Source organism: Cupriavidus sp. 01L415 (assembly GCF_056400065.1).
Genome location: NZ_JBFTSP010000006.1, coordinates 79,103 through 100,880 on the forward strand (window position 1 = coordinate 79,103; position 21,778 = coordinate 100,880).

At 64.6% G+C, this 21,778-nt stretch carries 17 protein-coding genes, 1 tRNA gene and 1 other RNA gene; 9 read left to right on the forward strand and 10 right to left on the reverse strand.

Going from position 1 to position 21,778, the window contains the following annotated elements; all coding sequences use genetic code 11:
• Positions 1–61 precede the first annotated feature (61 nt).
• The 3 genes from ubiG (at position 62) to ssrA (ending at position 1,895) form a co-directional block, all read left to right on the forward strand.
• Entirely contained in the window at positions 62–811 is a 750-nt protein-coding gene (gene ubiG / locus AC1DOX_RS13335) for a bifunctional 2-polyprenyl-6-hydroxyphenol methylase/3-demethylubiquinol 3-O-methyltransferase UbiG (RefSeq protein WP_441619779.1), read from the forward strand.
• 4 nt (positions 812–815) lie between these two features.
• On the forward strand, positions 816–1,472 hold the full coding sequence (gene gph, locus AC1DOX_RS13340; protein WP_441619781.1) for a phosphoglycolate phosphatase: 657 nt from the start codon (positions 816–818) through the stop codon (positions 1,470–1,472).
• A 64-nt stretch (positions 1,473–1,536) separates the two neighbouring features.
• Positions 1,537–1,895: a transfer-messenger RNA gene (ssrA, locus tag AC1DOX_RS13345) on the forward strand.
• A 57-nt stretch (positions 1,896–1,952) separates the two neighbouring features.
• On the opposite strand, the gene AC1DOX_RS13350 is transcribed toward ssrA, so the two are convergent.
• Positions 1,953–2,324: a hypothetical protein gene (locus tag AC1DOX_RS13350; protein ID WP_441619783.1), complete on the reverse strand. Its 372-nt coding sequence runs from the start codon at positions 2,322–2,324 to the stop codon at positions 1,953–1,955.
• A 375-nt stretch (positions 2,325–2,699) separates the two neighbouring features.
• On the opposite strand from AC1DOX_RS13350, the gene AC1DOX_RS13355 reads away from it, so the two are divergent.
• Positions 2,700–3,104, forward strand: a complete 405-nt coding sequence (locus AC1DOX_RS13355) for a hypothetical protein (protein WP_441619785.1) — start codon at positions 2,700–2,702, stop codon at positions 3,102–3,104.
• A gap of 91 nt (positions 3,105–3,195) precedes the next feature.
• Here the strand turns inward: AC1DOX_RS13355 and AC1DOX_RS13360 are convergent, their stop codons facing one another.
• Together AC1DOX_RS13360 and AC1DOX_RS13365 are read right to left on the reverse strand one after the other, a co-directional pair.
• Positions 3,196–3,666 (reverse strand): cyanophycin metabolism-associated DUF1854 family protein, encoded by a 471-nt coding sequence (locus AC1DOX_RS13360; protein ID WP_441619787.1) that lies wholly within the window; start codon positions 3,664–3,666, stop codon positions 3,196–3,198.
• Between the two features lie 22 nt (positions 3,667–3,688).
• Positions 3,689–5,992: a cyanophycin metabolism-associated ABC transporter gene (locus tag AC1DOX_RS13365; protein ID WP_441619789.1), complete on the reverse strand. Its 2,304-nt coding sequence runs from the start codon at positions 5,990–5,992 to the stop codon at positions 3,689–3,691.
• A 255-nt stretch (positions 5,993–6,247) separates the two neighbouring features.
• Here AC1DOX_RS13365 and cphA (AC1DOX_RS13370) point away from each other — a divergent pair, with 255 nt between their 5' ends.
• The 3 genes from cphA (AC1DOX_RS13370) (at position 6,248) to AC1DOX_RS13380 (ending at position 12,167) form a co-directional block, all read left to right on the forward strand.
• Positions 6,248–8,893, forward strand: a complete 2,646-nt coding sequence (gene cphA / locus AC1DOX_RS13370; RefSeq protein ID WP_441619791.1) for a cyanophycin synthetase — start codon at positions 6,248–6,250, stop codon at positions 8,891–8,893.
• A 42-nt stretch (positions 8,894–8,935) separates the two neighbouring features.
• Entirely contained in the window at positions 8,936–11,506 is a 2,571-nt protein-coding gene (gene cphA / locus AC1DOX_RS13375) for a cyanophycin synthetase (protein ID WP_477112402.1), read from the forward strand.
• Positions 11,507–11,687: 181 nt separating this feature from the next.
• The gene (locus tag AC1DOX_RS13380; RefSeq protein ID WP_441619795.1) at positions 11,688–12,167 is read left to right on the forward strand and encodes an SRPBCC family protein; all 480 of its coding nucleotides are present in this window, start codon (positions 11,688–11,690) and stop codon (positions 12,165–12,167) included.
• Positions 12,168–12,204: 37 nt separating this feature from the next.
• On the opposite strand, the gene AC1DOX_RS13385 is transcribed toward AC1DOX_RS13380, so the two are convergent.
• The 4 genes from AC1DOX_RS13385 to AC1DOX_RS13400 form a co-directional block, all read right to left on the reverse strand.
• The gene (locus AC1DOX_RS13385) at positions 12,205–12,864 is read right to left on the reverse strand and encodes an amino acid ABC transporter permease (RefSeq protein WP_441619797.1); all 660 of its coding nucleotides are present in this window, start codon (positions 12,862–12,864) and stop codon (positions 12,205–12,207) included.
• 249 nt (positions 12,865–13,113) lie between these two features.
• On the reverse strand, positions 13,114–13,926 hold the full coding sequence (locus tag AC1DOX_RS13390; RefSeq protein ID WP_441619799.1) for a transporter substrate-binding domain-containing protein: 813 nt from the start codon (positions 13,924–13,926) through the stop codon (positions 13,114–13,116).
• A 189-nt stretch (positions 13,927–14,115) separates the two neighbouring features.
• On the reverse strand, positions 14,116–15,027 hold the full coding sequence (locus AC1DOX_RS13395) for a glutamate/aspartate ABC transporter substrate-binding protein (RefSeq protein WP_441619801.1): 912 nt from the start codon (positions 15,025–15,027) through the stop codon (positions 14,116–14,118).
• Between the two features lie 93 nt (positions 15,028–15,120).
• Positions 15,121–16,398 carry a D-amino acid dehydrogenase gene (locus AC1DOX_RS13400; RefSeq protein ID WP_441619803.1) on the reverse strand — a complete coding sequence of 426 codons (1,278 nt, stop codon included), beginning with the start codon at positions 16,396–16,398 and terminating at the stop codon, positions 15,121–15,123.
• 180 nt (positions 16,399–16,578) lie between these two features.
• On the opposite strand from AC1DOX_RS13400, the gene AC1DOX_RS13405 reads away from it, so the two are divergent.
• Together AC1DOX_RS13405 and paeA are read left to right on the forward strand one after the other, a co-directional pair.
• Entirely contained in the window at positions 16,579–17,532 is a 954-nt protein-coding gene (locus AC1DOX_RS13405; protein ID WP_441619805.1) for a LysR family transcriptional regulator, read from the forward strand.
• A gap of 77 nt (positions 17,533–17,609) precedes the next feature.
• Complete coding sequence (gene paeA, locus AC1DOX_RS13410; RefSeq protein ID WP_441619807.1) at positions 17,610–18,932, forward strand: polyamine export protein PaeA; 1,323 nt, start codon at positions 17,610–17,612, stop codon at positions 18,930–18,932.
• A gap of 4 nt (positions 18,933–18,936) precedes the next feature.
• On the opposite strand, the gene AC1DOX_RS13415 is transcribed toward paeA, so the two are convergent.
• The 3 genes from AC1DOX_RS13415 to serS form a co-directional block, all read right to left on the reverse strand.
• The gene (locus AC1DOX_RS13415) at positions 18,937–19,815 is read right to left on the reverse strand and encodes a DUF1653 domain-containing protein (protein ID WP_441619809.1); all 879 of its coding nucleotides are present in this window, start codon (positions 19,813–19,815) and stop codon (positions 18,937–18,939) included.
• Positions 19,816–20,292: 477 nt separating this feature from the next.
• Positions 20,293–20,382 (reverse strand) — tRNA-Ser (locus AC1DOX_RS13420).
• Between the two features lie 83 nt (positions 20,383–20,465).
• Positions 20,466–21,773: a serine--tRNA ligase gene (gene serS / locus AC1DOX_RS13425; RefSeq protein WP_441619862.1), complete on the reverse strand. Its 1,308-nt coding sequence runs from the start codon at positions 21,771–21,773 to the stop codon at positions 20,466–20,468.
• Positions 21,774–21,778 lie beyond the last annotated feature (5 nt).

The following is a 21,778-nucleotide window of genomic DNA, read 5'->3' on the forward strand; positions in this document are numbered from 1 at the left end:
GCTGTCGGCATACTGACGGGGTGATTGCTCACCCTCGGCAGTTCGCCGGCACACCCAATTCATGATGTCGCAATCGTCCACCCTGCATCCCCCTATCGACTCCACCGCTGGCGGCCGCAATGCCGATCCTAAGGAGATCGACAAGTTCAGCGAGCTGGCCCACCGATGGTGGGACCCGAACAGCGAGTTCAAGCCGTTGCATGACCTGAACCCGTTGCGGCTTGGCTGGATTGACGGCATCGCGCGTATTGCGGGCAAACATGTGGTGGATGTGGGTTGCGGCGGCGGCATCCTGTCTGAAAGCATGGCACACGCAGGCGCTACCGTGCGAGGCATCGACCTGTCGACCAAGGCGCTGAAGGTAGCGGACCTGCACAGCCTGGAATCGGGCGTCACGGTCACCTACGAGGAAATCGCCGTCGAGGACCTGGCAGCACGCATGCCGGCCAGTGTCGATGTCGTGACCTGCATGGAGATGCTGGAACACGTACCCGATCCGGCCTCCATCGTGCGCGCCTGCACGACGCTGGCCCGCCCGGGCGGCTACGTCTTCTTCTCCACGATCAACCGCAACCTGAAGGCCTACCTCCTGGCCATCGTCGGCGCGGAGTACGTGCTGAACATGCTGCCGCGCGGCACGCATGACTACGAGAAATTCATTACGCCATCCGAACTGGCTCGCTTTGCGCGCAATGCGGGGCTGGACCTGATCGAGATGCGTGGCATGACCTACAACCCGCTGTCGCAGGAGTACGCGCTTGGCAACGATACGGGCGTCAACTACATGATGGCCTTTCGGAAGACGGCCTGAACTCATGCGCACCTTCGACGCAGTCTTTTTCGATCTCGACGGCACGCTGGCCGATACCGCCCCCGACCTCGCCGCCGCCGCAAATCGGCTGGTGGTGGAGCACGGCCTGCCACCCGTTGCCTATGAGAAGCTTCGCCCGGTGGCATCGCACGGCGCGCGCGGCCTGATCGGCGCGGCGTTCGGCAAGTGCCCCGAAGATCCCGAATTCCCCGCGCTGCGTGATACGTTCCTCGATTACTACGAAGCGGATATCGCCGTACATACGCGCCTGTTCGACGGCATGGACGAGGTACTGGCGAAACTCGAAGCCGCGGGTATTCGCTGGGGAATCGTGACCAACAAGGTCGCCCGCTTCACGGTGCCACTGGTGGCTGCCATCGGGCTGGCGCCGCGCGCATCAGCGGTGGTCAGTGGCGACACCACCCCCCATGCCAAGCCGCACCCTGCTCCGCTGCTGCACGCCGCCGAGGTCAGCGGTGTCGCGCCAGAGCGCTGCCTGTATGTGGGCGATGACCTGCGCGACATCCAGGCCGGCAAGGCCGCAGGCATGGCCACGGTGACGGCGGCGTACGGCTACTGCGGCGACGGCGAACGACCCGAGAACTGGGGCGCCGACTATCTCATCCGGCACCCTGCCGAACTGATTCCCCTCATCGCCTGATCGCGACGGGAACCCACGCGCCCGGCACGCGTCGAAACCGGGTACAATCCGTTTTCTTCACACTGGGGCCGACCTGGTTTCGACGTGGGTTGCGAAGCAGTGGAGGGCATACCGAGGACCCGTCACCTCGTTAATCAATGGGAATGCAATAACTGCTAACGACGAACGTTACGCACTGGCCGCTTAATTGCGGCCGTCCTCGCACTGGCTCGCTGACGGGCTAGGGTCGCAAGGCCACGCGAGGTCATTTACGTCAGATAAGCTCCGGGAGTGTCACGGGTCCGGAGACGAAAATTTAGTGACTCGCCGTCGTAGAGCGTGTTCGTCCGCGATGCGGCGGTTAAATCAAATGACAGAACTAAGTATGTAGAACTCTCTGTGGAGGGCTTGCGGACGCGGGTTCGATTCCCGCCGGCTCCACCAGTTATTAAAAAACCCCGTAGACGTGAAGTCTGCGGGGTTTTTTCTTTTCCACTCGATCTAGTGGACCGATGTGTTCTCGACGGAGAAGTTGGCGAGGCGTGCCGAGTGGAAACGCTCCACCGGCAGGCTGACGCCCAGGTGTTCGAACAGCATTCCCGCCTGGTCGACGGATGTCAGCACGCCTGGCATCCAGAGTCGGGCCAGGCGCGCCGGCGCCTCACCCGAACGTTCTGCGAACTGACGTGGACCGAATTCCTGAATCGCCTTGAACAGGACCAGTCCCACCAGGTACATGTCACCAGTGTCCAGCGCGATCATCGCCTGGGCAGTCCAGCGCTCTTCGCGATTTTCAATTTTTTCCGCCTCGGCGAATCGCTCCGTCATGGTCGGGACGACAGCATCGCCGGGCAAGTGAAACGTAAAGCTCATTTTCCCGTCTCCAATGCCAAGTCTCATCTATGACGGCATTCTCGAGGCGAAACTGTAGCGGCCAACGGCATTTCCTGCACGACTCCACCCCTCTAAATCGATGCGCTATGACAAGAAACAACACTGCCTGGAGACCGTCGCAAGCGTACGGTGACTAACCGGCGCCCCGGCCCATCTGGCGCGTGGCGAACAAGGCCGTTTTCGCGCGCTGCGTTTGCATCGCGCCGTGACATGCCCAGCTTCTTTGGAGCGAGCGCACGGTGAATGAGCGTATGCGTGAATGGGATCGTCGACGGAGGCGCACCTCCGATAATCGATGGCCGACGTGCAGGCGCGGCTACAATAGGCCACCGTTGCTCCCTCCCTCCTTCCTCCATGACCGACCATCCGCGCTTTACCCTGAATCGCTCCATGATCATGCTGATCCCCGAGCAGCCGTTCCTGGACTGGATCAAGGCGGTCGACCCCGAACCGGTCCCGACCCTGTCACTGGAAGATGTCCGTGACGACGGGAGTGTCTTCCTGTTGCCATCCGATGTGGCCGACTCGCCAGAGAACGCGCTTCACTGGGTAGAAAAGCGCTGGCAAGAGTTCTTCGAATTCATGCTCGGCGAGTGGTTCGACGACTCGATGTGGCCGGAAGAACTGTCGCTGGCGATGTTCCGCGAATGGTTCACTGTCCGTTTCCATTCGATGGTCTGGGACATGGCGCCCGATTCGCCGGTGGTGCACGAAGACTGGGACGACGAGGACGACGACACACCGCCCTTCCTGCACTGACTGCACTGGGTTCCCAAAAGCAAAACGGCACGCGTGACTTGCGTGCCGTTTTGCTTTGTGACTCCAGATCGCCAGAAGCCGCCTGGACCGCCTAGAGGAAACGATCCAGGATCTTGCGGCTGTGCTTGTCGAGTGCGAACTGGTCGCGGATCAGATAGTGAATGCCGTGGCTATCCGAGATCAGCAGCGTGCTCCCCGTGAGCCGGCGGATATCCTCCTCGCCACGCAGAACAAGATCGGTCTGCCCGCGATCAGTCTGCACGGTCCACACGCTCGGCGTCGCGTAGGTGGAAACATCGACGATGCTGCGGATTTCCGGCATGAACTCCCGCCCGGCCAGCTCGCCTTCAATCAGCGCGCGCATCGCGGCCGGCAGCGCATCCAGGCGCGGAATCCATGCCAGTTCGCGGCCATCGGCACTGACCATGCCGACCCCATCATCTGGCGCGGAGATCGGGAATGCGCGCACCGGCACCACCCCCTCATGCGCCGTGCCATCGGCCAGCGTCAGCACCAGTTTGCCGAATTGGTTACGGGACAGCGTGTATTCAGGCTTCTGCATGGCCGTTTGCTCGAAATTCTGATCATTGCGCATTGACGGCCTCCACGGGTGCCAGCTTTTCGCCGTCGCTGGTCACATCGGTATCGGCATCGACATTGCGGGCCTGGGCCTGGTACAGCTTGAAGTACGCGCCTTCGCGCGCCAGCAATTCATCGTGGTTGCCCACTTCGACAATCTGACCTCGGTCCATGACCACCAGACGGTCCGCCTTGCGCAGCGTCGACAGCCGGTGCGCGATGGCGATGGTCGTACGGCCTTGCACAAGATTGTCCAGCGCCTTCTGGATTTCCTTCTCCGTCGTGGTATCCACGGACGACGTGGCTTCGTCCATGATCAGAATGCGCGGGTTGATCAGCAGCGCACGAGCGATGGAGATCCGCTGGCGCTCCCCGCCAGACAGCGCCTGGCCACGCTCGCCCACCAGCGAATCGTAGCCATGGGGCAGGCGCAGGATGAACTCGTGCGCGTGGGCAGCGCGGGCTGCGGCAATGATCTCGTCGCGCGTTGCATCGGGCTTGCCGTAGGCGATGTTGTCGGCGATCGTGCCGAAGAACAGGAAAGGCTCCTGCAACACCAGCCCGATATGGCGCCGGAATTCAGACACCGGCAGCGAGCGGATGTCGATACCGTCCACGCGGATCGCACCCTCGGACACATCGTAGAAACGGCAGATCAGATTGACCAGCGTGCTCTTGCCGGATCCGCTGTGACCCACCAGGCCGATCATCTCGCCCGGCTGGATCGACAGGTTCAGGCCGCGAATCACCGCACGGTTGCCGTAACGGAAGCCCAGGTCGCGCAGCTCGATCGCCCCCTTCACGTTGTCGATGTGCACGGGCTTCTGCGGCTCAGGCACGCTCGATACATGGTCGAGGATGTCAAAGATCCGCTTGGCGCCAGCGGCCGCCTTCTGCGTGACCGAGACGATGCGACTCATCGAATCCAGGCGCGTGTAGAAGCGACTGATATAGGTCAGGAACGCGACGAGCACACCTACCGTGATGGCGTTGTGGCTTACCTGCCAGATACCGAAGATCCACACCACCAGCAAGCCCACTTCCGTCAGCAGCGTCACCGTCGGCGTGAACAGCGACCACACCGCGTTCACGCGGTCGTTGACGGCCAGATTGTGCTTGTTGGCTTCACGGAAGCGTTCGACCTCGCGTTTTTCCTGAGCAAAGGCCTTCACCACACGGATGCCCGGGATGGTATCGGCCAGCACATTGGTGATTTCGGACCAGATCCGGTCGATCTTCTCAAAGCCGTGGCGCAGACGATCTCGCACCATGTGGATCATCCACGCGATAAACGGCAGCGGCACCAGCGTAACCAGCGCGAGCCACGGGTTGATCGAGATAAGGATGATCGCGGTCATGGCGATCATCAGCACGTCGGTGGCGAAGTCGAGCAGATGCAACGACAGGAACACGCTGATCCGGTCGCTCTCCGAGCCGATGCGCGCCATCAGGTCACCGGTTCGCTTGCCGCCGAAGTATTCGAGCGACAGCTTGAGCAGATGCTCATAAGTGGTGGTACGCAGGTCGGCACTGATGCGCTCGGATACGCGCGCCAACAGGTAGGTCCGTGCCCAGCCCAACCCCCATGCCACCAGTGCGGCACCGAGCAGGCCGGCGAGGTACAGCTTGACCTGGTCATAGTCGATCGGCGCGCCGTTCTGATACGGGATCAGCACCTTGTCCATCAGCGGCATGGTCAGGTATGGCGGCACCAGCGTGGCGGCGGTACCCAGCAGCAGCAGGACAAAGCCGCCCAGCAATTCCCAGCGATAGGGGTGGGCAAAGCGCCAGAGCCGCAGCAGCGCCCAGGTGGAAGGCGGGGTTTCCAGGTCGCGGCTGCATTGCGGGCACACCTCCTCGCCCGGCGGGATCGGCGCCTTGCAGGTCGGGCATACGTCATCGTCGGACGCCGCGACAGCCTGTCCGGTAATCAGCAGGTCCCGGCGGGCTTCGAACTGGTCGGCCAGCCGCAAGGCGTCGGGATTGTAACCAAGCGTGTAGCGCCAGTTGCCCAGACGACCTGTCGCATCGGTCAGTTCCAGCATCCCCACGCCGGCATGGTCGCTGTGGGACAGCGTCAGACCGGGCGCAAGGTCCCAGCTTTGGAGGTTTTTTTCGCCGGGAGAGCGGCCGATCAGACGGCGATCCGTCACAACCAGCCACCCTTGGGTAAAATGCAGGCTTGCGTCCAGGTCCAGCTCCAGCCCGGCCAGGATAGTTTCCCCGGGCACGAGGTGGGAGCCGAGATCGGCGCCCCAGGGTCCTTGCGGGCCGGGGTGGGTGGAAGCGGACAGGGAAGACTGGGTCATTGTTGGCGCGAAATGCGTCCGCAATACGTCCACAAAGGGTGAGAGACGGACATAACTTGAAACAATTTAAGGCGGTCGCCGACTGGCGGCCCGCAATTTTGCCCGCAAGTATACATAACGCAAACAAGCGGGGGCGCCTGGTGCGCTGCACAACGCGTTCCGGCCTTCAAGGGTCAACCCTGATGCCGTTGTAACGTTAATGAAAGGTTAGGCTTCCATTTCTCGGGCATTCGCCCACAGCCTCAAGCTAAATCAATGAAAAAGAAGGACATTGAGATTTTCGATGTCATGTCGCTGCGCGGCCCGAATATGTGGACATATCGGCCCGTTCTGGAGGCATGGGTCGATATCGGGGAACTGGAGGATTTTCCCTCCAACAAGATTCCGGGGTTCTACGAGCGCCTGTCGACCTGGTTGCCGACGCTGATCGAGCATCGCTGCAGTATCGGCGAGCGCGGCGGCTTCCTCCAGCGACTGAAGGAAGGCACTTGGCCCGGTCACATCCTGGAACACGTCACGCTTGAGTTGCAGAACCTCGCCGGCATGCCCGGCGGCTTCGGCAAGGCCCGCGAGACCCCGGTACGCGGCGTCTACAAGGTCATCGTGCGCGCCTGGCACGAGGAAGTCACCCGCGCCGCCCTGTTCACCGCCCGCGACCTGGTCATGGCCGCCATTGAGGACCGCCCCTTCGATGTGCCAGAAGCCGTCGACAACCTGCGTCGCCTGGTGGACGAGCATTGCCTGGGGCCGAGCACAGCCTGCATCGTCGATGCAGCCGACGACCGCGACATCCCGTCCATCCGACTGTCGGATGGCAATCTGGTTCAATTGGGATACGGCGCGCGCCAGCGGCGCATCTGGACGGCCGAGACCGACCGCACCAGCGCCATCGGCGAATCCATTTCGCGCGACAAGGACCTGACCAAGAGCCTGCTGGAATCCTGCGGCGTACCCGTGCCGGAAGGCCGCATGGTCGACAGCCCCGCGGATGCGTGGGACGCCGCCGAGCGTATCGGCGTGCCGGTGGTGGTCAAGCCCTATGACGGCAATCACGGCCGCGGCGTGTTCACCAACCTGATGACGCGCGAGGAAGTGGAAACGGCCTACAGCGTGGCCATCCACGAAGGCAACGGCGTGATCGTCGAGCGCTTCGTTCCCGGCAACGAGCACCGCCTGCTGGTGGTGGGCGGCCGCCTGGTGGCCGCCGCGATGGGCGAGACCGCCAGCGTCGTGGGCGACGGCAAGTCGACCATCGACGAACTGATCGAATCGCAGATCAATTCCGACCCGCGCCGTGGCAGCACGGAAGACCATCCGCTGAACCGCGTGCGCCTGGATTCCGCCGCGCGCCTGGAACTGAAGCGCCAGGGTCTGGAAGACGGCAATTCCGTGCCGACCGAAGGATGCCACGTGCTGATCCAGCGCAACGGCAACGTCGCCTTCGACGTGACCGATCGCGTGCATCCGAGCGTGGCCGCGCATGCGTCGCTGGCCGCCCGCGTGGTGGGCCTGGACATCGCCGGCGTGGACCTGGTGGCCGAGGACATCTCGCGCCCGCTGGCCGAGCAGCGTGGCGCCATCGTCGAAGTCAACGCCGGTCCTGGCCTGCTGATGCACATCAAGCCGGCCGACGGCACGCCGCGCCCCGTGGGCCGCGCCATCGTCGACCACCTGTTCCCGGCAGCCAAGGACGGTGGCGAGGACGACGGCCGCATCCCGGTGGTGGGCATCACCGGCACCAACGGCAAGACCGTGGTGGCGAAGCTGGTCGCGCGCCTGCTGCAACTGTCGGGCAAGCACACCGGCCTGGCATGTAGCGACGGCTTGTTCCTGGATCGCCGCCAGGTGGATGCGGGCGACCGCGCCAACTGGGAAGCTGGCCACCGCATCCTGATGAACCGCGCGGTGGAAGCCGCCGTGTTCGAAAACGACAGCGGCATGATCCTGTCGCAAGGCCTGCCCTATGACCGCTGCCAGGTTGGCGTGGTCACCAACTTCGACCATCCCGACCACCTTGGCGATTACTACGTCGAGGACGAGGACCGCATGTACAGCGTCATGCGTACGCAGGTCGATGTCGTGCTCAAGAACGGCGTGGCCGTGCTCAACGCGCGCGATGAGCGCGTGGTGGAGATGGCCGACCTGTGCGATGGCGACGTGATCTTCTTCGGCTTGTCCACCGACCTGTCCGCCATCGCCGCCCATCGCGCCAGTGGCAAGCGTGCCGTGTTCGTGCGCGACGGCAAGATCGTGCTGGCCACGGGCAACAGCGAGACCGCGCTGACCGATGTGTCGGCCATCCCGCTGACCTACGCGGGCCGCGTAGCGTTCCAGATCGAGAACGTGCTGGCGGCCGTGGCCACCGGCTGGGCACTGGGCATCTCCAACGACCTGATCCGCGCCGGCGTGGTGACGTTCGACGTGGGCCAGGTGGACGTGCCGGGCCGCTTTACGCTGTTCGAGCGCCAGGGTGCCACGGTGATCGTCGACGACGCGCACAACGCGCCCGCGCTGGAAGCGCTGGCCGCCGCGCTGGATCGCTTCCCGGCGGAGCGACGCATGCTGGTATTCGGTGCCGGCGTGCAGCGCCGCGACGAGGACCTGATCTCGCAAGGCAAGGTGATCGGCAAGAGCTTCGACCGTGTGTTCCTGTGCGAGGACCACAGCGTCAGGCGCGACCTGCCGGACGCGGAGGCCCGCGCGCAGCTCAAGAAGGGGTTGTACGAAGGCCGCCGCGTGACCAAGATCATCGACGAGGGCTCGCGCCGCGCCGCCATCGAGGCCGCGCTGTCGCAGTTGGTGGCGGGCGACCTGCTGGTCCTGCAATGCGACGAGGGCTCCCCCGAGAGCACCGTCGAGCAAGTCCACCAGTGGATGGGCCGCCCCGGCCGCCGCGCGTAGTTCCGGACCTGCCAGCGCGAAGAACAACGGAAAACAGATTCTATGGAAGTCTCTCGCATCCGGGCCCTGCGCGGCCCGAATCTCTGGTGCCGCCACACCGCCATCGAGGCCATCGTGGCGTGCCCGGACACCTCGCACCTGCTGGCGGACCTGCCTGGCTTCGAAGACCGCCTGCGTGCGCGCTTCCCCGCCATCGGCCCGCTGCGTCCCGACGATGAAGCCGGATCGCCATCGATGGCCCACGCACTGGAGACGGCCGCGCTCGGCCTGCAGGCCTCCGCCGGCTGCCCGGTGACGTTCGGCAATACGTCGCCAACCGTGGAGCCGGGCACGTACCAGGTAGTCGTGCAGTACAGCGAGGAAGAGGTCGGCCGCCTGGCATTCGGCCTCGCCGAGCAACTTTGCATCGCCGCCCGCGACGACACGCCGTTCGACCTTGACGATGCGCTGCACCGTCTGCGTGAACTCGATGAGGATGTGCGCCTGGGGCCCAGCACGGGCTCGATCGTTTATGCGGCCGTGGCGCGTGGCATTCCGTATCGCCGCCTGACGCAGGGATCGATGGTGCAGTTCGGCTGGGGCAGCAAGCAGCGCCGCATCCAGGCTGCCGAGACCGACATGACCAGCGCGGTCTCCGAGTCGATCGCCCAGGACAAGGAACTGACCAAGAGCCTGCTGCACGCCGCCGGCGTGCCGGTGCCGATGGGCCGATCCGTCAGCAGCGCCGAGGAAGCCTGGGCCGCCGCCCAGGAAATCAACGGCCCGGTGGTGGTGAAGCCGCGTGACGGCAACCAGGGCAAGGGCGTGGCCGTGCGCATCCGCACACGCGAGGAAGTGATGACGGCCTACGAAGTAGCGGCCGATATCTCGTCCGACGTCATCGTCGAACGCTACATCCCCGGTCACGACTTCCGCCTGCTGGTGGTGGGCAAGCACCTGGTGGCCGCGGCGCGCCGCGATCCGCCGCAGGTGATTGGCGATGGTGTGCACACCGTGCGCCAGCTCGTCGAGGATGTCAACCGCGACCCGCGCCGCGGCGAAGGCCATGCCACGTCGCTGACCAAGATCCGTTTCGACGATATCGCGCTGGCCACGCTGGCCAAGCAGAACCTGAACGCCGACGCCGTGCCCGCCAAGGGCACGCGCGTCGTGCTGCGCAACAACGCCAACCTGTCCACGGGCGGCAGCGCCACCGACGTGACCGACGATGTCCACCCGGACATCGCCGCGCGCGCCGTGGCCGCGGCGCAGATGGTCGGCCTGGACATCTGCGGCGTGGACGCCGTGTGCGAGACGATGCTCAAGCCGTTCGAGGAACAGGCCGGCGGCATCGTCGAAGTCAACGCAGCCCCCGGCCTGCGCATGCACCTGCAGCCGTCGTACGGCAAAGGCCGTGCGGTTGGCGAGGCCATCGTCTCCACGATGTTTGCTGACGGCGATGACGGCCGCATTCCCGTGGTGGCCGTATCGGGCACCAACGGCAAGACCACCACGGTGCGCCTGATCACGCATCTGCTGGCAACCAGCGGCCTGCGCATGGGCATGACCGGCACCGACGGCGTGTACATCCAGGGCGAACGCATCGACACCGGCGATTGCAGCGGCCCGCGCAGCGCGCGCAACGTGCTGCTGCACCCGGATGTGGATGCCGCCGTGTTTGAAACCGCGCGCGGCGGCCTGCTGCGCGAGGGCCTGGCGTTCGACCGCTGCGATGTGGCCGTGGTGACCAACGTGGGCGAAGGCGACCACCTGGGCCTGTCCTACATCAGCACGGTGGAAGACCTGGCCGTGCTGAAGAGCGTGATCGTGCAGAACGTGGCGCCGCACGGCATGGCCGTGCTGAACGCCGCGGATCCGATGGTGGCGCGCATGGCCGATGCCTGCCCGGGCACGGTCACGTTCTTCGCCCAAGACCCGGGCCTGCCGACCATGGCGCTGCACCGTGCGCAGGGCAAGCGCGTGGTGTTCGTCGATGGTGACCACATCGTGGCGTCCGAGGGCGAGAATCAGGTGCGCATTGCGCTGGCGGACATTCCGCTAACGCGTAACGGCAGCATCGGCTTCCAGGTGGAAAACGCGATGTCCTCCGTCGCTGCCGCGTGGGCGCTGGGCATCGACTGGGCCGTGATCCGCCGTGGGCTGGCAACCTTCGTGAACGATGCCGCGACGGCCCCGGGCCGCTTCAACGTGTTCGACTACAAGGGCGCCACGCTGATCGCCGACTACGGCCACAACCCGGACGCCATCCAGGCGCTGTGCAACGCGGTGGAGACCATGAAGTCGAGCCGCCGCGTGGTCGTGATCAGCGGCGCGGGCGATCGGCGCGACGTCGACATCCGTCGGCAAACCCAGATTCTGGGCGGCGTGTTCGACGAGGTCGTGCTGTATCAGGATCAGTGCCAGCGTGGCCGCGAAGATGGCGAAGTCCTGGCGCTGCTGCGCGAGGGGCTGGAAGGTGCGCAGCGCACCAGCCATGTCGAGGAAATCCGGGGCGAGTTCCTGGCCATCGACACGGCATTGGCTCACCTGCGGCCTGGCGATCTCTGCCTGATCCTGGTGGACCAGGTCGAAGAGGCCCTGGGGCATATCGCGGAACGTATCGCGCAAGGCTGAGCGGCATCGGGGGATGCCCCCTGCCGCACCCCGCTGTTGCCACGCAAGGCCGGCTCCGTTGAGCCGGCCTTTTTCATGGGCCGCCACTTGCCGCGCAGACGGGACAGGTCCACAGTACGGTGACCATCGCTATCGACCGCCCTGCTCCGCCGGTCGCCATCAGATCTCAGAGGAGGTTCGCATGCGCACCCCGCATACCGTAGTCGTTACCTACATCGCCGCCACGCCGGAGCAGGTCTGGGCCGCGCTGACAGACCCCGCGCAAAGCGTGAAATATTTCTTCGGCCGGCGCGTCGAATCGGACTGGCAGGTGGGCAGCCCATTCGTGCTGCGCATGGACGACGGCAAGGTGGATTCCCAGGGCGTCGTCCTGGCGGCGGAGCCGCCCTACCGGCTATCGGTGACGTGGCGCGTGGAGTGGCTGGAGGCGTTCCGGTCGTTGCCCGAAGTGGTGGTCACGTGGCAGCTCGATGCCTTGGGCGAAGCCGTACGGCTCACCGTCAGCGAAAGCCATCAGGAACCCGTGGACGAGCAGATCCTGCAAGGCGGCCGCAATGGCTGGCCGCTGATCCTGGCCGGGCTCAAGACGCTGCTGGAAACGGGCCAGCCACTCAAGGTCGAGACGCCCAAGCCTCCGCCTGCCCCATCAAAGGCGCAGTGACGACGCGGGACGATTCGGTGGTGGCGCGGCAGGGAGCTCAGTGACGGCCCGGCAGTGACAGCCTGCGCTCCAGCGCGCGCTGCACAAAGGACAACCCGGTGCTGAGCACCCAGTAGATGGCTGCCACCGCCAGATAGAGCGGCAGCGGCTGGTAAGTGGCCGCGATGATCTCCTGCGCGGTGCGCAGCAACTCGGTCACAGTAATGACCGACACCAGCGAGGTGTCCTTAATCAGGCTGATCAGGCTGTTGGAAAGGCTTGGCACCGCCAGCCGCAGGGCCTGCGGACCCACGATGTAGCGCAGCGTCTGGCCGCGCGTCATCCCCAGGCTGGAGGCGGCCAGCCACTGCCCGCGCGAGACGCCCAGGATGGCGCCACGCATGCTCTCTGACAGATAGGCGCCCACGTTCAGACTCAGCGTCAGCACCCCTGCCGGCGTGGGTTCCAGCGCAATGCCGATGCCCGGCAAACCATAGTAGACGACGAAGATCTGAACCAGCAGCGGCGTACCCCGCATGATGCTGACGTACACCCGCGCCACCCTATTGAGAATCGGCGCATGGCTGATTCCCATCAGCGCGACCACAATCCCAATAAGCAGGCCGAACGCCATCGACAGCACGGCGAACTTGAGCGTGAGCACCGCGCCCTGCAGCAGCACGGGCAGCGAATCCACAACGAGCGCGAGAGCAGACATGGAAGGAACGGCAGGAATCGGGAATGGCGCGATCATACGTGATCGGCACAGATCCGGGCACGTGGGTGTTGTCTTACGCCCTGGGCGGGCGGCGATGCCTGCGCCGACGTGGGCGGCTACGGATATCGCTTGTGGTGGCCACCCGCGCCAGGGCGCCTTCGGCTATTTCAGCGGCCACGGCGCGGATCGAGATCAGGACTCGGCATCAGCGCAACCGGCGCGGCAACCGCCGCTTGCGCTGCAACAGCATCACTTCAGCGGCTTGGTCACATCCGAACCGAACCACTTGTTCGACAGCTTCACAAGCGTGCCGTCCTTGCGGAGATCATCCAGGGCCTTGTCGATGGCCTGCGCGAACTTGGGGTTGTCCTTGCGGAACGGGATGGCCACTTCCGTGTTGGCGCCCGGCACCACGGCGCCTGGCCGCAGCGGCAGGTTTGCGGTCTTGATCAGGTAGTTGACCATCAGGCGATCATTGAGCGCGGCGTCGACGCGTTGCGCGGCCAGATCCCGCAGGTATTCGGGCGCGCCCGGATAGGTCTTGACGTCGATGGCGGGCACGGACTTGGCCAGCTCGTTGTAGTTGCTGCCCAGGCTCACACCCAGCTTGTGGCCCTTCAGATCTTCCAGCGACTTGAACTCGCGCTTGTCATCCTTGCGCTGGATCAGTTGAGCGGCCGAGTAGACGTACGGCGTGGAAAAATCGAGCGCCTGCTTGCGCTGCGGCGTGACGGCGACCTGGTTGACGATGACGTCGAACTTGCCCGCCTGCAGGCCGGCAATGATCGCGCTCCATTCGGTGGTCACGAACTCCGGCTTGACGCCGAGCTTGCCGGCGATGGCCCGCGCCACATCGACGTCGAACCCTTCCAGCTCGTTCTTGGCCCCGCGATATCCGAACGGCGGATATGTACCTTCCACGCCGATCTTCAGCACACCCGCCTGCTTTACCGTGTCGAGCAAGTCGGCGGCTTGTGCAGCGGTGGCAGTCAGGCCTGCGGTGCCAGCCAGCAGCGCAGCGGCGAGCAGGGATTTGAACCAACCCGTACGAATCGATCGCATATGTTCTCCAGTGGGATGCGGTATCAGATCCGGCTGCGCTCTTTCATTTTCTGGAGGCGCGCCGGTGGCCCTATGAGCCTATAACGGGCTCCACACTACCGCAAACGCTATCACCAGCGAAATAACGATTCATTATGGCTATATAACCGATCCGCCTCCCGACGTGGCGGACCGGCTGCGACCCCTCGCTTATTGGAATGCCTTGTCGTTCGGTTCCGCAAACAACTGCTTCATGTCCGGCGACAGCGGGTAGTTCATGTTGATGCCGCGCGGCGGGATCGGCGACTGGAACCACTTGGCGTAGAGCTTCTCGGCACGGCCGCTCGTCATCAGGTCCGCCACCACGCCATCGGCCAGCTTCTTGAACGACGGATCGTCCTTGCGGAACATGCACGCGTAGTTTTCGGTTTGCAGCGGCGCGCCGACGACAAGCCAGTCGCCCGCGTTCTTGGCCTTGGTCCGTTCGCCATACAGCAGCGGCTCGTCCATGACGAACGCGACCGCGCGCCCCGTCTCCAGAATCAGGAAGGACTGGCCGTGATCCTTGGCGCTGATCAGGTTCATGTTCATGCCCTGTTCGCCATTCATCTTGACCAGCAGGCGCTCACCCGTGGTGCCGGCGGTGGTCACCACGTTCTTGTCCTTCAACTGCGGGAACTCCTTGATGCCCGAGTCCTTCTTGGTCAGCATGCGGATGCCGTAGACGAACAGGCTGTTCGAGAACGCCACCTGCTTCTGCCGCTCTAGGTTGTTCGTGGTGCTCCCACACTCGATGTCGATGGTCCCGTTCTGCATCAGCGGGATACGGTTCTGCGAGGTGATCGGCGTCAGCTTGACTTGCAGGTTCGGCATGTTCAGCGTCGTCTTGATCTTGTCGACGATCTGCAACAGGATCTCATGGGAGTACCCCATGACTTCCTTGCCGTCCGAATACGAGAACGGAATCGAGGACTCGCGGTAGCCGAGCGAGATCACACCGCTGTCCTTGATCTTCTTGAGCGTGTCGCCATCGGCGGCGTGCGCGCCGGCGGCGGCGCAGACCAGCGCGGCAGCGGCCAGCAGGCGGGCGGTGGGGGTCAGACGGACAGGCAGTTGCTTCATGTTTCGCTCCTTGATGGGGCTTGGTTTAATGGCATGACTTGAGGCAATCTCACAACCAACTCTCAAACTTCCAGCACAACCCGTGTGCGCCGGCTACGCCAGCGCTGCACTGAAATCTTCCGCATCGATGGCTGGCTTGCGGCCCGCCATCTTGTCGGCGAGCAGCCCTGCGCTGCCCATGGCCAACGTAAATCCGAGCGCACCATGGCCGAGGTTCAGCCAGAGCCCGCGCACGCGCGACTCGCCGACCATCGGCAGACCATCCGGCGTGGCGGGCCGCAGCCCCGCCCACGGCTGCAGCGCATCGAGGTCGGCGCCATTGGTCACGCTGCCGAACACAGCACACGTCTGCGTGACCAGCGTCTGCGCACGCTCGCGATCGATCGTGGCGCCTCCACGTACCAGATCCGCCATGCCCGCCACGCGCAGCGTGTTGCCGATCCGCGCGTAGACGATCTTGTTCGCAAAATCCGTCACGCTGATGTGTGGCGCGTGAGCACCGTCGGCAATCGGCACCGTGATGCTGTACCCCTTGAGCGGCCAGAGCATGGGTCGCACCCCCAGCGGGCGCAGCAGCGGCACGCTGCCGATGCCGCCCGCCACGATCACGGCGTCGGCGCGGACCTCGCCATCGTCCGTCTTCACCCCCGTCACGCGGTCGCCCGATTGCACCAGACCCGTGACGCGCGTACCGAAGCGCATCGTCACAGCGCCCTTCCCTTGCAACAGATGGGCCAGCGACAGACAAAAGCGATGACAATCGCCCACTTCCTCGCTCGGCGTGTAGATAGCCCCGGCGATGTCATGGCGGATGCCGCCCAGCGCCGGCTCCAGCGCGACGGTCGCATCGCGGTCCATCGCCTGCTGTTCGCAACCCAGGCTGGCCTGGTAGTCGAGCAGGCGGCAGGCCGATTCGTAGGCGGCAGCGTCGCGATGAACGATCAGCTTGCCGCGCCGTGCAAAATCAAAGCCGCCGCCTTCCTCGCGCGCCTCCGGACGCTGCACGAACGCCTGCATCAGGTCGCGTGAATAGAACGCCAGCCGCAGCAGCTTGCGTGTCGTCGCCTCGCTGGTGGCGGCGTTGCATGCCCGCACGAACGCCAGCAGCCAACGCCACTGCGCCGGGTCAGCCGTCGGGCGGAAGCGCATCGGCGAATCGCGATCCAGCAACCAGCCGGGCACCTTCGACAACACGCCCGGACCGGCCAGCGGCGCCACGTAGCTGTAGCTGAGCTGACCGCCGTTGGCAAAGCTGGTTTCCTCGCCCGGACCGTCATGACGCTCCAGCACCGTGACCTCGTGACCGTCATGGGCCAGCCGCCAGGCGGTGGTCATGCCGACCACGCCGGCTCCTACGATTGCTACGCGCATCGACTTGCCTTGCATTCAGAACATACGATGGGCCAGAGCGTAGTCGACCCGGCGCGGCTTGCCCAATGCCAATACGTGCCAGAATATGTCTTCAGGCTATGGATGGCCGCCACCCGGGCTTACCCGTAGTGCACAGCACCATTTCCCGCACCACTGAAGGCTTTTCTCCGCACCACAACAATGCGTCTGCGCCAGATTGAAGTCTTTCGCGCCGTCATGCTGACCGGCACCGTCAGCGAGGCCGCGCGGCTGCTCCATGTCTCCCAGCCCGTGGTGACACGCGTGCTGCAGCATGCCGAAGCCTCTCTCGGCTTCCGCCTGTTCGAGCGCGTGCGCGGCCGGCTGCAGCCCACGCCAGAAGCCACCGCGCTCTACGGCGATGTCGAAAGGCTATATGGCGAGATCGAGCGTGTGCGACGCGTCTCCGAAAGCCTGCGGCACAAGGGCGCGGGACGCCTGAGGGTCGCCGCGACGCCCAGCCTGGCCAATCCGCTGCTGGTCCCCGCGGTACGGCGTTTCTGTGCGCGACATCCTGAAACGCAGGTTCAGGTGCTGACGCACCACACCAACGAGATCGTTGACGCGCTGCTGGCCAACCAGATCGATGTCGGCTTCGCGTTCTCGCCGCCACGGCATGAAGCCATCACCAGCGAACCGGTGGCCGCGGGCCGCATGCTGCTGGCCGCGCCGCGGTCGCAGCCGATTCCGGCCGGCGGACGCCGCGGCACCGTCGCCATGCGCAAGCTGATGGAGCGGCCTTTCATTGGCTATGACGATGACAGCTCGCTTGGGCTGCTGGTGCGCCAGACACTGGCACGCCACGCGCTGGAACCGCACTCGACGCTCGAGGTGCAAACCTATTCGCTGGCGCTCGCGCTGGTCGATGCCGGGCTGGGTGTGACGCTGCTCGACCAGTACACGGCACTGAGCGCCAACCCCGCCAACGTGGCGTTGCACGACGTGCAACCGATGCTGCCATTCGAGATCCAGCGACTGCGCGCGAGCCATCGCGGCGCTTCGAGTCTTGTCGATGACATGCAGGCGCAGTTCGCGGCGGCAGCGGCGGAACTCGCGGCCACGCTGCCACAGCGCCTGGACGCGCCGGCCGTGCAATTCGACCCCGTCACCAAATAGCGCGCGCGAGGCCAGATTGACAGACCATCGCGCCGTGCACCATCATCAACACGCCCAGACAGGCGCGTGAAACCAACATGTTCGTCCTGACCCTGATTCTTCTCGTGCTGATCAGTGCGTTTTTCTCGATCTCCGAGATTGCGCTGACCGCCGCCCGCCGCACCAAGCTGCAAGTCTTGTCCGAGCGCGGGGATCGCCGCGCCACCAAGGTCCTGCTCCTCAAGGAGGAGCCCGGCAACTTCTTCACGATCGTGCAGATCGGCGTCAACAGCGTGGCCATCCTCGCCGGTATCCTCGGCGAGAAGCATGTCTCCGACCTCGTCTATGAGGCACTGGCCCCCTATATGGATCCCGGGCATGCGCAGCGCATCGCCAATATCGGCTCCTTCCTCGTGGTCACGTTGCTGTTCATCCAGTTTGCCGACCTGATTCCGAAGCGGATCGCGATGACTTTCCCGGAGGCCTGCGCGGTCGCCGTCATCGGACCGATCCTGACGCTGCTCAAGGTGCTCCGGCCCGTGGTCTGGATCTTCAACGCCGCAGCCGATGCCATGCTGCGCCTCTTCGGCGTGCCCACCAAGCCCGTGGACCAGATCACCACGGAAGATATCGCGGCGATGGTCGACGCAGGCGCCGAGGCCGGCGTGCTCCACAAGCATGAACTGCACCTGATCGAGAACGTCTTCGAACTCGATTCCAAGGGCATCACGGCGATCATGACGCCACGGGACGACGTGGTCTACCTGACGCTCGACGAAACCGCCGACAGCGTGCGGCGCAAGCTGGTCAACCAGCCGCATGCGCAATATCCGGTCTGCGGACACGACCTCGACGATGTGCTCGGCTACATCGATTCCAAGGACATCCTGCAGTTGCTGCTGGCCGACGAAAGCGCCACGGTGCTCGGCAACATCGGCCGGCACCACGACAAGAATGTGCTGGTGATCCCGGACACGCTGACGCTGTCGGAGTCGCTGACGCGTTTCCGCGAGATGCACGAGAGCTTTGCCGTGGTGATGAACGAATACGGGCTGGTGGTAGGCATCGTCACACTGGACGACATCGTCGGCGCACTAATGGGAGACATCCTGTATTCCGCCGAGGACGAGCAGATCGTGCGGCGTGACGAATCGTCATGGCTCGTCGACGGCCTGACGCCGCTGGGGGACCTCAAGAAGGCGCTCGACCTGGACACGTTGCCCGGCGAAGACTACGTCGACACGGCGGCGGGCCTTGTGATCTATTCGCTCAAGCGAATTCCGAAGAAATCGGAATCGATCACCGTGGCGGGCTTCAGGTTCGAGGTTGTGGATATCGACCACCACAAGATCGACCAATTGCTGGTGTCGCGCCTGCCCGCCGCACCGGCCACGCCAGCCACGCCCGCCGACGCGGCCTGACGGATCAGGCCCCGGCGCCTGGCTGCAGCAGACGCACGATATTGCCGCGCGCGCTCGCCTCCGCATCGGCGAAGGCATCGGTCAGGAACAGGCGCGGCCGCTCCGCCAGCTTGCCAAGGAACGCGGCCCGACGCTGCATGAACGCCTGCCACAGCGCCTCCCCTTCCAGCCCCGTTCGCGCGGCCAGCAGCGCGCGATTCTCCGCAAACACTGCCTCGCTGTAGCGATCGAAATCGTCCGGCGGCGCGGCAAGGCGCAACAGGTCGAGATCGAGCACGATGGCGGCATCGTCGGTGGACGGGGCATGCGTGGCGGTATCACGCACGATGCTGGCGGCAGCGGCGATTGTCGAGGCATCGACATTTGGCGCCATCGTCTCGATCAACGCCGCCGATGCCGCCTCGTTGTGCTCGCAGCCGGGCACATAGACCGCATCGTGGAACAGCACGGCCAGCGCCTGCGCGGCGTTCAGCGCGATGCCCCGTGCGCGGGCGGCCTCGAACATCTCGAGCACATGCCTGCGGTCGTGGTACTTGCGATATGGCGCGTCATAGAGCGACAGCACCGCCAGCACATCGCTGCGCGACAGGAAATCCAGGCACGCCAGCGATGCCGGCCAGTCCGGCGCGAATCGCGGCACCGTGCCCGCGGGCGTGTCCACGGGTTCGACAAAGACGCTGGCCGGCCGCACCCACAGCAGCGACCGATCGCGCATCGATTCATACACCACTACGGCCGACAGGTCGGACTCCAGCCGCCCGATCCCGGCGACGGCGTAGGCGCCGCCCTTGTAGTGACGGTACGGCATGCCCGCAATCAGGTTGGGATCGTCGGGCAATACGGGAAGATTGTCGGGTGCTACGTGCGTGCTGGTCGGGGACATGTGGCCGGATCGGGTGGACGGATTGGCGAGTTGGAGAGCTGGCGAGTTGCCGGCCCGCCTGGCATCAGCGGAGACGCGTCATCTTAAAACAACGACGCCCGGACCATGCCGGGCGTCGTGATGCGGGACTCTGACCTGCAGCTATTTGCGATGGGTCCGCTGCCGCATGCCGCCGGGCTCGGGCATCTTCATCTCGCGATGCACTTGCGTGGCCTGTTGCATATCAGTGTCCTTGCTGTGCCGTTTCTCGATTCGGATATTCGGCGAAGGCCGCTTCGAATTAGAGTGCGTGTTGCGACTCATAGGCATCCCTCCTGCCAGTTGCCATGGCATGGCGCCACGTCACCAATATAGATTGCGGAAGGGTTGCCAGCGCTGCGCCAGAAAAACAAAACCGACGGCTGCTTGCGCAGTGCGTCGGTTTGAGTGTTACTACAGTTTGTTGCTTGCCCGGCGAACCGGACAGCTTCTTATAAATGGCGGAGAGGGTGGGATTCGAACCCACGGTAGGCTCGCACCTACGCCTGATTTCGAGTCAGGTACATTCGACCACTCTGCCACCTCTCCGGTAACTGGGTCGCGCGTCAGCGGCGAAACCAAGATTATAGCGAGATCGCTCGCGGGAATGCAAGCGACTTCCGCAACAATTTTTACGCTTCCGGTTCCAGGCGCGTGATGCCGCCCATGTACGGCTGCAGCGCCTTCGGCACTGTCACCGAACCGTCGGCATTCTGGTAATTCTCAAGGATCGCGACGAGCGTGCGGCCAACGGCGAGGCCGGAGCCGTTGAGCGTATGCACGAGTTCCGGCTTGCCCTGGCCCGTGCGGAAACGCGCCTGCATGCGGCGCGCCTGGAAATCGCCCATGTTCGAGCAGGAGCTGATCTCGCGATACGTGTTCTGCGCCGGGATCCAGACTTCCAGGTCGTAGGTCTTGGTGCTGCCAAAGCCCATGTCGCCCGTGCACAGCACGATCGTGCGGAACGGCAGTTCCAGCTTCTTCAGGATTGCCTCGGCGTGCGCAGTCAGCTCTTCCAGCGCGGCCATCGACTGATCGGGCGCCACCACCTGCACCATCTCCACCTTGTCGAACTGGTGCTGGCGAATCATGCCGCGCGTGTCCTTGCCGTACGACCCTGCCTCCGAACGGAAGCACGGCGTATGCGCGACAAAGCGCAGCGGCAGCTTGTCGCCGGCGACGATCGCATCGCGAACCATATTGGTCAGCGGCACTTCGGCGGTCGGGATCAGGTAGAAATTCTCGATGCCGTCCTGGCCATCTTCGCCGCCCACCTTGCGCGGCACCTTGAACAGGTCGTCCTCGAACTTCGGCAGTTGGCCGGTACCTCGCATCGACGCCGCATTGACGATGTACGGCACGTACATCTCCGTGTAGCCGTGCTCGGCGGAATGCGTGTCCACCATCAGTTGCACCAGCGCGCGATGCATGCGGGCCACGCCGCCGCGAAGGAACGCGAAGCGCGAGCCGGTCACGCGCGCGGCGGTGTCGAAGTCCAGGCCGAGCTTCGCGCCCACGTCCACGTGATCCTTGATCTCGAAGTCGAACGTGCGCGGCGTGCCGACGCGGCGCACTTCCACGTTGGCGGTCTCGTCCTTGCCGACCGGCACGCTCTCATCCGGCAGGTTGGGAATCGAGAGCACGGCGTCGCTGATCTGCTCCTGGATCTCGGCGAGTCGCTGGGCCGATGCCTTCAGCGTATCGCCGATGCCAGCCACCTCCGCCATCGGGCCCGAGGCATCCTCGCCCCTGCCCTTGAGCATGCCGATCTGCTTGGACAGGCTGTTGCGGCGGGCCTGCAGTTCCTCGGTCTGGGTCTGCAGTTGCTTGCGTTCGGCCTCGATGGCCTTGAACGCAGCCACGTCGAGTTGGAATCCGCGCGTGGCAAGGCGTTGGGCCACGGCGTCGATGTCTTTGCGGAGCAGCTGGATGTCGAGCATGTTGC

Coding starts and splice junctions, on each gene's coding strand:
- AC1DOX_RS13360 (WP_441619787.1), bottom strand. CDS start 3,666: ATGCAGAAGCCTGAATACACGCTGTCCCGTAACCAATTCGGCAAACTG.
- AC1DOX_RS13415 (WP_441619809.1), bottom strand. CDS start 19,815: ATGTCCCCGACCAGCACGCACGTAGCACCCGACAATCTTCCCGTATTG.
- AC1DOX_RS13380 (WP_441619795.1), top strand. CDS start 11,688: ATGCGCACCCCGCATACCGTAGTCGTTACCTACATCGCCGCCACGCCG.
- AC1DOX_RS13350 (WP_441619783.1), bottom strand. CDS start 2,324: ATGAGCTTTACGTTTCACTTGCCCGGCGATGCTGTCGTCCCGACCATG.
- serS (WP_441619862.1), bottom strand. CDS start 21,773: ATGCTCGACATCCAGCTGCTCCGCAAAGACATCGACGCCGTGGCCCAA.
- AC1DOX_RS13365 (WP_441619789.1), bottom strand. CDS start 5,992: ATGACCCAGTCTTCCCTGTCCGCTTCCACCCACCCCGGCCCGCAAGGA.
- AC1DOX_RS13395 (WP_441619801.1), bottom strand. CDS start 15,027: ATGAAGCAACTGCCTGTCCGTCTGACCCCCACCGCCCGCCTGCTGGCC.
- AC1DOX_RS13405 (WP_441619805.1), top strand. CDS start 16,579: ATGCGTCTGCGCCAGATTGAAGTCTTTCGCGCCGTCATGCTGACCGGC.
- cphA (WP_441619791.1), top strand. CDS start 6,248: ATGAAAAAGAAGGACATTGAGATTTTCGATGTCATGTCGCTGCGCGGC.
- AC1DOX_RS13385 (WP_441619797.1), bottom strand. CDS start 12,864: ATGTCTGCTCTCGCGCTCGTTGTGGATTCGCTGCCCGTGCTGCTGCAG.
- AC1DOX_RS13400 (WP_441619803.1), bottom strand. CDS start 16,398: ATGCGCGTAGCAATCGTAGGAGCCGGCGTGGTCGGCATGACCACCGCC.
- gph (WP_441619781.1), top strand. CDS start 816: ATGCGCACCTTCGACGCAGTCTTTTTCGATCTCGACGGCACGCTGGCC.
- paeA (WP_441619807.1), top strand. CDS start 17,610: ATGTTCGTCCTGACCCTGATTCTTCTCGTGCTGATCAGTGCGTTTTTC.
- ubiG (WP_441619779.1), top strand. CDS start 62: ATGATGTCGCAATCGTCCACCCTGCATCCCCCTATCGACTCCACCGCT.
- AC1DOX_RS13355 (WP_441619785.1), top strand. CDS start 2,700: ATGACCGACCATCCGCGCTTTACCCTGAATCGCTCCATGATCATGCTG.
- cphA (WP_477112402.1), top strand. CDS start 8,936: ATGGAAGTCTCTCGCATCCGGGCCCTGCGCGGCCCGAATCTCTGGTGC.
- AC1DOX_RS13390 (WP_441619799.1), bottom strand. CDS start 13,926: ATGCGATCGATTCGTACGGGTTGGTTCAAATCCCTGCTCGCCGCTGCG.